The sequence below is a fragment of the Endozoicomonas sp. ISHI1 genome (genome assembly GCF_024606225.1).
In the GTDB taxonomy this organism is placed as follows: domain Bacteria; phylum Pseudomonadota; class Gammaproteobacteria; order Pseudomonadales; family Endozoicomonadaceae; genus Endozoicomonas_A.
In genome coordinates this window covers 1-2,350 of sequence record NZ_JAGRPU010000111.1, presented here as the reverse complement: position 1 = coordinate 2,350, position 2,350 = coordinate 1, and the positions used below count along the sequence as shown (strand labels likewise).

The following is a 2,350-nucleotide window of genomic DNA, read 5'->3' as shown; positions in this document are numbered from 1 at the left end:
TATCTGCGGTGCCAATGACCGATTGGGGGCCGGTGCAAAACGAACCATCACACATTAGCGGCACAAACGGATATTCAGAGTCAGGCTCACCACCCTATGACAAACCCTGTGGACGAAACAAATTTCATATCATCACTTTGATGTTCGGAACGGGCGGCGGTAACTATTCCCGGACAACAGAGCAAGAGGATCATGTTCAGTCATTCAATAGATATTCAGAAAAATCGCATTCTCTATACGACAACGACCATAATGATGAAAATTCGGGTCGGCCCACAGACTCCCAACATAGCCTTGACGAAAATTGCCATGAACAGCCCTGCTGTCATCGACAAGGACGCTGTATCTTCGCTCCCTTCACAAGCACCCAGTGTCGTTCAACCTCAGACGACTCTTTCGCTTGCAGAACAGATGTCTATTTGCAAACAGGTGATCAGGAATCTGGCTTGGTAAGCCATCCTGAAGAAGCTCCAACACTGGTCTCGGGAGCTGACAGCACAACCGGTCCATCATTAAAATTAAATCCGCCTCCTGCGAAAAAACAAAGGAGGGCAGGCCCCAAAAAATACCGGTGTGATCACCCCGGCTGTGAAAAATCACTTGGCTCTCAAGCCTCATTGAACTCTCACAAAAGTCAATATCACACCGGAGAGCAAACCTGCCGTGAGTGCCAGAAGATTCTGCCAAACGCACAAGCCCTGTCGGATCACAAAAGAAAAGATCATACCCCGGAGCAAACTTGCCGTGAGTGCCAGAAGATTCTGCCAAACGCACAAGCCCTGTCGGTTCACAAAAGAAAAGATCATACCCCGGAGCAAACTTGCCGTGAGTGCCAGAAGACTCTGCCAAACGCGAGAGCCCTGTTGGCTCACAAAAGTCAATATCACACGGGAGAGCAAAGCTGCCCTAAGTGCCAGAAGACCCTGCCAAACGCGAAAGCCCTGTATAATCACAAAAGTCAATATCACACCGGAGAACAAACTTGCCCAGAGTGCCAGAAGACCGTGCCAAACGCTCAAGCCCTGTCGGATCACAAAAGAAAAGATCATACTGGGGAGCAAACCTGTCCTGAATGCCAGAAGACCCTGCCAAACGTTCAATCCCTCTCGGATCACAAAAGAAAAGATCACACCCCGGAACAAACCTGCCCTGAGTGCCAGAAGACCCTGCCAAACGCGAGAGCCCTGTCGGCTCACAAAAGAAAAGATCACACCCCAGAGCAAACCTGCCCTGAGTGCCAGAAGATCCTGTCAGACGTTCAAGCCCTGTCGGCTCATAAAAGTCAATATCACACCGGAGAGCAAAGCTGCCCTGAGTGCCAGAAGACCCTGCCAAACGCTCAAGCCCTGTCTGTTCACAAAAGAAGAAATCACACCCCGGAGCAAAGCTGCCCAGAGTGCCAGAAGATCCTGCCAAACGCTGAAGCCCTATCAAATCACAAAAGAAAAGATCATACCGGAGAGCAAACCTGCCCTGAGTGCCAGAAGACCCTGCCAAACGCGAAAGCCCTGTCGGCTCACAAAAGAAAAGATCACACCCCAGAGCAAACCTGCCCTGAGTGCCAGAAGATCCTGCCAGACGCTCAAGCCCTGTCGGCTCACAAAAGTCAATATCACACCCCAGAGCAAACCTGCCCTAAGTGCCAGAAGACCCTGCCAAACGCGAAAGCCCTTATGGCTCACAAAAGAAAAGATCACACAGGAGAACAAACCTGCCCTGAGTGCCATAAGACCCTGCCAAACGCGCAAGCCCTGTCGAGTCACAAAAGTGAATATCACACCGGGGAGCCAACCTGCCCTGAGTGCCATAAGACCCTGCCAAACGCGAAAGCCTTTTCGACTCACAAAAGAAAAGATCATACCGGAAGGCAAACCTGCCCTGAGTGCCGGAAGACCCTGCCAAACGCTCTAGCCCTGTCGGTTCACAAAAGTCAATATCACACCGGAGAGCAAACCTGCGCTGAGTGCCATAAGACCCTGCCAAACGCGAAAGCCCTGTCGGATCACAGAAGAAAAGATCACACCTCGGAGCAAACCTGCCCTGAGTGCCATAAGACCCTGCCAAACGCGAGAGCCCTGTCGGATCACAGAAGGCAGCACCGAAAACGAAAGCTTGATGGTGCAAAGTCAAGTGATTGAGGTCTGCTTGTCACAGGCTCAGAGGGGAAGGGCACTGCACACGTTCGGTTATGATCTCAATTGCAATGTTCACGTCCATCTGTCAATCACCTGCGGCGGGTTAACCGATGACAAATCTCGTCTATCCTCACTGCTCCTATCCATAGAAAACAAAGGATAGAACTATTAAAAGCCTACTCCTGCACGTATTGGTGGTTGTGCCTTTCGTTTGC

2 protein-coding genes are annotated in these 2,350 nt (G+C 50.9%); both read left to right on the top strand.

The window, feature by feature from the left end; all coding sequences use genetic code 11:
• A partial coding sequence (locus tag KBW69_RS23245) for a C2H2-type zinc finger protein (RefSeq protein ID WP_257282509.1) occupies window positions 1-2,138 on the top strand: 2,138 nt, incomplete at its 5' end.
• Window positions 2,116-2,298: a transposase gene (locus KBW69_RS24040; RefSeq protein WP_373690742.1), complete on the top strand. Its 183-nt coding sequence runs from the start codon at window positions 2,116-2,118 to the stop codon at window positions 2,296-2,298. The genes KBW69_RS23245 and KBW69_RS24040, both read left to right, overlap by 23 nt.
• The last annotated feature ends 52 nt before the right edge of the window (window positions 2,299-2,350 follow it).